The sequence below is a fragment of the Sarcina sp. DSM 11001 genome (assembly GCF_900101015.1).
Classification (GTDB): domain Bacteria; phylum Bacillota; class Clostridia; order Lachnospirales; family Lachnospiraceae; genus CAG-791.
Window position 1 is genome coordinate 24323 of the sequence record NZ_FNFZ01000034.1, and the last position, 7623, is coordinate 31945.

Genomic DNA, 7623 nt, shown 5'->3' on the forward strand with positions numbered 1-7623 from the left:
TAAAAGACACATTTAAGGAGGATGTTTTCAATGGAGACGAACAAGTTGCAACAGTTAATGGACGGGACTCAGGAGGCTTTAGCAAAAGCCAATGCTTCAGATTACTTCCAGAAGCGCTTAAGAACCGTATCCCGTCAGTTCATCATCTATGCCGATGAGCATGGTATTGATTACTTCAGTATGGACGTTGGGCTCCGGTTTTTAGAAGATCATTACTACATGTCCCAAAAGATTGCTGAGAAAAAGTGGTGCAGCATGTATCTTCGCTGCATCAATGCAATCTCTGAATATCAGATGACCGGAGCTGTGGATATGTATCTTACAGCTGCACGAAAGGAATATATATTTCCGGAACCTTTTAAGGAAAGTGCTGACTCGTATATTGCCTATCGGAAAAAGATAGGAATCATACCCAAGAGCATACAAGTCTCTCGCCTGTATCTTTTCAGGTTCTTTTCCTTTTTAGGAACGAAGGATCTACATTCAATTGATAGCATTACCGTTTCTGTTGTTCTGGATTTTTTGAAGTCACTCGCTGTTTTTGAAAAACCTACAATAAACGCTATCATGAGGGCTGTACGTCTCTATCTTAAGTATTGCTTCGAGAATGGGCTTATACAGGACAATCTTTTTCTGAAGATTCCGAATCCGCATTGCAACAGGAATAGTCGTCTTCCCTCGACCTATACTGCACAGGAGGTTCGTGACACTCTTTCTGCCATTGATATGGGCAATCCATGTGGGATACGTGATTATGCCATCATTCTTTTGCTGGCCAGACTGGGACTTAGAAGCAGTGATGTAGCAAATCTCCGCTTTTCCAACATTGATTGGGAGAATGACATGATCAGTCTGACACAGGTCAAAACAGGTAACCCTCTTAAACTTCCGCTTTTATCAGATGTTGGAGAAGCTATCATTAACTACCTGAAAAATGCCAGACCAAAATCGGATTCTGATCATGTATTTATCAGGATAAAGCCACCCTATACGGAGTTTAATCCCGGTGCAGTCGGCGCTTTGGTTCATGAGCGCCTTGTAAAGGCAGGTATTCGCCTCGAAGGAAGGAAATCCGGATCCCATGCGCTTCGTCACAGTCTGGCAAAGCGTCTTCTTGAGCATGAGATTCCACTGCCGGTAATCTCAGAAATCCTCGGACATGCAAGTACAGAGACTACGATGACTTATCTTCGTATCGATATCAATGAGCTTAAGAGGTGTGCATTGGAGGTGCCGTTCTAATGTCAAGAGAAAGAAAACCACCTAAAATGACCGGCCCGTTTGCAAAAGCAGCCGAGGACTTCATCCAGTACAAAAGAAACTGTGGCTTCAAATATGAAAACGAACCCAAGTGTTTGTCACGTTTCTGCCGTTTCGCTATGGAGCAAGGCGTAGTATCTGTTGAGATATCCCGTAAACTGGCTGAAGCGTGGATATCTCCGAAAGAGGGTGAGTCTAATAAAACGCGTGCTCACAACATAACCTGTATAAGACAGTTTGCCATTTACCTGGACAGCATTGGATACGATGCCTATATCCTTCCGGAACAGCGTGGATTATATGCCAAGTCGTTTGTACCTTACATTTTTACACATGAACAGGTCCGCTCGATCATCAAAGAGGCTGATGCCACGAAACCTCAGGAAGTCGCGAAAAACATGCATCTGGCCCTGCCTGTTATTTTCAGGATACTATACGGTTGCGGATTGCGCGTATCAGAGGTGTGCAATCTCAGGTTTTGCGATGTGAATCTTGAGGCCGGCATTCTTACATTACATGATCCAAAAAATGGTCGTGACAGGTATATCCCCCTTTCTGATTCCGTCAGGGAAGCCTGTGAATCCTATGCCGAGCATATCTGGTGGGAAAAGGACACCGAGTATTTTTTCATGGCACCGGATCGTACAAGGATAAGTCCGATGACGATTTACCAGAGATATCGCAGATATCTGGTCGGGGCAGGCATTTCACATGGCGGAAAGGGACATGGCCCGAGGCTTCATGACCTTAGGCATACATTTGCTGTCCATGTATTGCAGAAATGGATTACCGAAGGAGTCGATCTTACCGCAATGATGCCGATCCTTTCGACATACATGGGGCATGTGGATATACGTTCAACTGCTCAGTATCTCAGACTCACCTCAGAGGTCTATCCTGACTTGATGAAACAGGTCGAGAAAACCTGTTCGTATGTAATACCGGAGGTGATACATGAAGGAGACTGATTTTGCCCGATATCTGACTCAGTTCCTTGGCGTATACCTTCCCGGCCATCTCGGAAGCAAGAAGAATACCCAGCTCTCTTATCGCGACAGTTTTTCATTACTTCTTGAATACTGCCGTGACGAAGAAAAGCTCTCCCCGGAAAAACTTATAGTTTCACAGGTAGATCGTGATCTTGTCATGCGCTTTCTTAACTGGCTTGAAGAAGTACGCGGCTGTAAATGTACTACCCGAAATCAGCGGCTGGCCGCTATTCATTCCTTCTTTAGGTTTTTGATAGTAGAAGCACCACAGTACATGGAGCAGAGTCAAAAGGTACTGAACATTCCAATGAAGAAGGCAGACAAACCGCCACTCATGTATCTTTCGCTCGACAGTGTAAAAGGATTATTAGGCCAACCGGACAGAAACACAGTGCAGGGACGGCGTGATGCGGTACTGCTTTCACTTTTATATGATACCGGGGCACGCGTACAGGAACTGGTCGACCTTAAGGTCTGTGATATTAATCTTAACGATACAGTGACTATTATCCTTACAGGGAAAGGTGGCAAAAGCCGTATCGTTCCTGTTATGGCACCTACTGGAGATCTTCTAAGAAAATACATCGAAGGATACGGTTTATCGCATCCATCAAAAAGTAGGAACCCGTTGTTCACGAACAGAGGAGGAAAACAACCTCTCACCAGAGCAGGTGTTACCTATATCCTGAAAAAATATGCATCTCAGGCACAGATGGCTGGAGTAAAAGACATCTCAGGAGAAATAACACCGCACTGGTTAAGACACAGTAAAGCCATGCATCTTCTTCAGTCGGGAGTAAATCTGGTTTATATACGGGATCTTCTTGGACACTCCGATGTTTCTACTACTGAAATCTACGCCCGAGCTGATGAATCCATGAAGCGCAAGGCCTTACTTGAAGCCTACAAAAGTCCGGCGGAAGATAAACTGCCTAAATGGAAAACTGATAAGAATCTGCTTGATTGGCTGAAATCCTTGTAAGGGTTCTTAAGATTATGGAAAGAAATATAAGGCCCAAGTCAGTAAATCTCAACGATTTGGGACTTTACTTTCCATAATTACTTACTTTCCATAACCCACCTTATGCGAAGCTTCGCATAATTGCGGGAAAACTTCGGTGGCTGCCAACCTTGGGATCGGGCTGGCGATGGCCGGAAAAAAGGTCTGCCTGATCGATGCCGATCCGCAGGGGAGCCTGACAGTCAGCCTCGGATATCCGGATCCGGACAGCATCCCTGTGACTCTGGCAACAATGATGATGGACATCATAAATGAGGAGGAATCTCTGTCCCGGAAAGGGATCCTGCATCACGATGAAGGCGTGGACCTGATCCCTGCAAACATGGAATTGTCCGGTATTGAGGTATCCTTGTCCAATGTCATGAGCCGGGAAATGATCCTCAAAGAATTCCTGGAAACGATCCGCGATTCCTACGATTATATCCTGATCGACTGTATGCCCTCTCTGGGGATCATGACGATAAATGCCCTTGTTTCTGCAGATAAAGTGATCATCCCTGTGCAGGCAGCATATCTTCCGGTCGTTGGCTTGCAGATGCTCCTTAAAACGATCTCCGTTGTGAAGAAGAGGCTGAACAAAAGCCTCTCTGTTGAGGGGATCCTGATCACCATGGTGGACTACAGGACGAATTATGCAAAAGACATAACTGCTATGCTCCAGGAAAGCTACGGAAATGATGTGGGCATCATGGAGTCATTCATACCGTTTTCGGTTAAGGTGGCGGAGGCAAGCTCAGAAGGGATCAGCATCTTCCGATACGCAGCAAAGTGCAAGGCTGCAGAAGGTTTTTCAAGACTGACAAAGGAGGTTCTCAGAGGTGAAGAAGATCAGACCAGGACAGAAAATTAAACTGACAAGCGTAGAGGAACTGCTCGGCGTCAGCAACGAAGAATCCGCAATGGACATAGAGGTCGTAAAGATCCATCCCTTCAGGAACCATCCTTTTAAGGTGATAGACGACGAAAAGATGGAGGATCTGGTTGAAAGTATCCGCGCAAACGGCATTCTCTCTCCCGTCCTCATCCGTCCGATTGGGAACGACGTCTATGAGATGGTCTCCGGCCACCGTAGGATGCACGCAGCCATACTTCTCGGAATGGACCGTATTCCGGCTATTATCCGAGAAATGACTGATGATGAAGCCATTGTTAAGATGGTGGATGCCAACATCCAGCGTGAGGAACTGCTCCCGAGCGAAAAGGCATTTGCTTACAAGATGAAGATGGATGCTATGAAGCGACAAGGCTCAAGACAAGACTTGGGAAAAGAAACAACTTCCACCCAAATTGGGTGGAAGTCGGAAACGGCAGAGATTTTGGGAAAAGAACTTGGAGAAAGTAAAAATCAGATACGTCGATATATCCGTCTCACCGAGTTGATCCCGGAACTTCTCGAGTATGTCGATCAGAAGCGTCTGCAGTTTACGGTTGCCGTTGAAATCTCATACATCGATAAAGAAGTCCAGAAGTGGCTCTATGAATACATCAAAGACAACGGCATGGTTCGCCTGAATCAGGTTGTTCTCCTTCGGGCTCAAATGAAGACTGGTGCTATCACACAGGCCAAAATAATCTCCATGCTGAACAACAGCCAGCCCGGCAAAGGACCTGCCACTAAACTGACCTTCTCAGAGAAGAAACTCAGGGAGTTCTTTCCGGCACATTACACATCGACGCAGATGAGGGATGTCATTGAAAATCTGCTGTCGGACTGGAAACATAAACAGGATTTTGAAGAACTGAATGGCGAATAACTGAACTTCAAGGGAGATGATGGAGCATGAGTAAACACTTCAACTACTACTATGGATCCCAGGCGGATCAGTTCAGCTTTATACGGATTCCGAAGATCATGCTGACAGATAAAACTTTTTCTGATCTTTCACTTCAGGCAAAGGTGCTGTATGGGGTACTTCTGGACCGCATGTCACTTTCAAGGAAGAATGGATGGCTTGATGCTGAAAACCGTGTGTTCATCATATATCAAATTGGGGAAATACAGAAAGACCTGGGTTTTTCCAAGAAAAAATCAATCGATCTGCTCGCAGAACTGGAAAAATTCGGCCTGCTGGAGAAAAAACGCAGGGGACATGGCCTCCCGAACATCCTGTATGTAAAGAGCTTCATGTCCGATGCGGATACCGAAGAGGAAAACCTGTCAGTTCCGGAGGAGAAAGAGGCTGTTTCCAGAGGTTCCCAAACAGATACTTCAGGAATTCCGGCCACAGGATCCAAGGGAGATGATGCCGATATGTTGAGTTCGTCTGTCTCTGTTGACAGAGGTTCCGAAAATGATACTTCTGCCTTGAAGGCAGCCTCCATGGGTCCGGAAAAACGGGCAGACAGGATCATAAAATTATACTCAGAAGAGGATCGTGAGGAGGTTTCAGGCAAAGCAGAACTGTTTCATGATGGCTTAGAGGTGTCAATACCGACACTTCAAGAAGTATCGAAACCGGAACTTCAAGAAGTGTCAAAACTGACACCTCAAGAGGTTCCAAAATCAGCACTTCATGAAGTACCGAAAACGACACCTCAAGAAGTGTCAAAATCGACACCTCTTAAGAATAAGACTGAAATAAATAATACTGAGTTGAGTAATATCGAATCGAATCATATCTCATCGTCTAGTGTAGAGGTAAAGCAGAAAGGGGCTCAATGCGATGAGATGAGATGCGATACGATGGGATCATCCTCATCCATCAACGCGCTTGCTGCTGATTACAGGAGCCTTATCTGCAGGAACATTGAGTTTGACAACCTGCTCCTGACATTTCCATCCAAACATGAGCTGCTCTGTGGGATCGTTGACCTGATCCTGGAGACGCTCCTGTGCAGGTCAGAGGAGATCCTTATAGCCAGCAGCTACTTCCCTGCAGAGATTGTAAAGAGCAGGCTGCTGAAGTTGGATTATGGGCACATCCGTTACGTCGTGGGATGCCTCGAGACAAACACGACTAAAGTTAAGAACATCAGGAAATACCTGCTGGCAGCCTTGTTCAATGCCCCGACAACCATCGATGGGTATTACCAGGCTGAAGTCAATCACAACATGCCTGAATTTGTTCTGGGACACCGGGAAATAGAGCTGAATGTGTTGAATTGATCTTTCAGGAGGCTGAAAGAAAGGAGCGGTGGAATCATGTTTACTTTTGTGGGAATTGTCACTGGAATTGCACGGATCATCATCTGGCTGGTAAGGTTTATCTTGAAGATCTTGCTCATCCCTGTCATTATCGGGCTGACTCTGCTGGAATGGATCTGTACGATAGCTGTAGGATTTTTCGGCCCTCTCTTTGATATCTTTGGAGTTGTTCTGATCGCAACAGGCTTCCTGAGCTATGGATTTGGGTTGGACCCGTTATCGGAGATGTGGAGGACCGTAGGCTATGGTGTGGCCTTCTGTATGCTTCCCCTGGCCGGAGGATGGATGATTGAAAGGATAACACTGTTAAATCTGCAGATATCCTTATGGCTCCATAGATGAAGCAGGGTCTGACTTATCAACTGACAGAAAGAAAGGGTGCTGCCGACGGTCATTCCGAAGCAGTACCCTTATCTGGCGCTTTCAACCATATCGACATACTGGAATTTGTATCACAGAACCATCAGCAATGTTCCGGCTCCAATCAGGATACACCCTATCACTGACTTAAAAGTAAATTCTTCATGCAGAAAAACAAACGCCAGTATCAGCGTAATGACAACGGACAACTTATCAATCGGGACGACTTTTGAAGCGTCTCCCATCTGCAAGGCCTTGTAATAGCAAAGCCATGAGGCACCAGTAGCAAGGCCGGACAGAATCAGGAAAATCCAGCATTTCTGGCTAATGTCTTTTATTCCGGCTTGCTGATGAGTAATAAATACCATTCCCCATGCCATGATAACAACAACCATCGTACGGATCGCAGTAGCCAGATTCGATCCGACACCTTCAATTCCTATCTTTGCCAATATTGATGTCAGTGCGGCAAAGATTGCCGAACCAAGCGCTAATAAAAACCACATAGTGATACTCCTTCAAATCCCGATTTGGTGCCGGATACAGGACAATTATTCCACCAAAAGCTTGAACGCCAAACTTCAGTTCAATGCTTTCAGCAGAATGCCATGTTCAGTCCAAGATTCCGCATGTTGTTCATGCCTTCCTCATCCTGCTCCATATCGCCCGGCATCTGACCATAAGCCATATTCCAGTAGTTGGAGCCCGCAATGAACATCTCATGGTTCAATAAGATGTTAGTCCTGTAATACTCACTATATCAAACCATTACATAACCTCTCCAGCCGCGCACGGAATAGTATGAATCCGCGCCGTTGTGAAATGTAAACACAACACCATAGCGACGC

8 protein-coding genes and 1 pseudogene are annotated in these 7623 nt (G+C 45.7%); 7 read left to right on the top strand and 2 right to left on the bottom strand.

Annotation, left to right across the window (positions count from 1 at the left end; translation table 11 throughout):
* Window positions 1-30 precede the first annotated feature (30 nt).
* From BLT02_RS14720 to BLT02_RS14750, 7 genes and pseudogenes are all read left to right on the top strand, one after another.
* Window positions 31-1242, top strand: coding sequence for a site-specific integrase (locus tag BLT02_RS14720; RefSeq protein ID WP_092997193.1), 1212 nt, complete (start codon window positions 31-33; stop codon window positions 1240-1242).
* Window positions 1242-2228, top strand: coding sequence for a tyrosine-type recombinase/integrase (locus BLT02_RS14725; protein ID WP_092997196.1), 987 nt, complete (start codon window positions 1242-1244; stop codon window positions 2226-2228). Before BLT02_RS14720 ends, BLT02_RS14725 begins: the two co-directional genes overlap by 1 nt.
* Entirely contained in the window at window positions 2215-3231 is a 1017-nt protein-coding gene (locus tag BLT02_RS14730; protein ID WP_092997199.1) for a tyrosine-type recombinase/integrase, read from the top strand. Before BLT02_RS14725 ends, BLT02_RS14730 begins: the two co-directional genes overlap by 14 nt.
* A 124-nt stretch (window positions 3232-3355) precedes the next feature.
* A pseudogene (locus BLT02_RS14735) lies at window positions 3356-4120 on the top strand (ParA family protein); the annotation flags it as partial.
* Window positions 4089-5024 carry a ParB/RepB/Spo0J family partition protein gene (locus BLT02_RS14740; RefSeq protein WP_242869839.1) on the top strand — a complete coding sequence of 312 codons (936 nt, stop codon included), beginning with the start codon at window positions 4089-4091 and terminating at the stop codon, window positions 5022-5024. The pseudogene BLT02_RS14735 and the gene BLT02_RS14740, both read left to right, overlap by 32 nt.
* Before the next feature lie 26 nt (window positions 5025-5050).
* Window positions 5051-6376 (top strand): DUF6017 domain-containing protein, encoded by a 1326-nt coding sequence (locus tag BLT02_RS14745; RefSeq protein WP_092997201.1) that lies wholly within the window; start codon window positions 5051-5053, stop codon window positions 6374-6376.
* Window positions 6377-6412: 36 nt separating this feature from the next.
* Entirely contained in the window at window positions 6413-6757 is a 345-nt protein-coding gene (locus BLT02_RS14750; RefSeq protein ID WP_092997204.1) for a hypothetical protein, read from the top strand.
* 110 nt (window positions 6758-6867) lie between these two features.
* On the opposite strand, the gene BLT02_RS14755 is transcribed toward BLT02_RS14750, so the two are convergent.
* Both BLT02_RS14755 and BLT02_RS17995 read right to left on the bottom strand, forming a co-directional pair.
* Window positions 6868-7281 carry an EamA family transporter gene (locus BLT02_RS14755; protein ID WP_027434472.1) on the bottom strand — a complete coding sequence of 138 codons (414 nt, stop codon included), beginning with the start codon at window positions 7279-7281 and terminating at the stop codon, window positions 6868-6870.
* Between the two features lie 89 nt (window positions 7282-7370).
* Window positions 7371-7505, bottom strand: a complete 135-nt coding sequence (locus BLT02_RS17995; RefSeq protein ID WP_347475023.1) for a flavodoxin family protein — start codon at window positions 7503-7505, stop codon at window positions 7371-7373.
* Window positions 7506-7623: the final 118 nt, after the last annotated feature.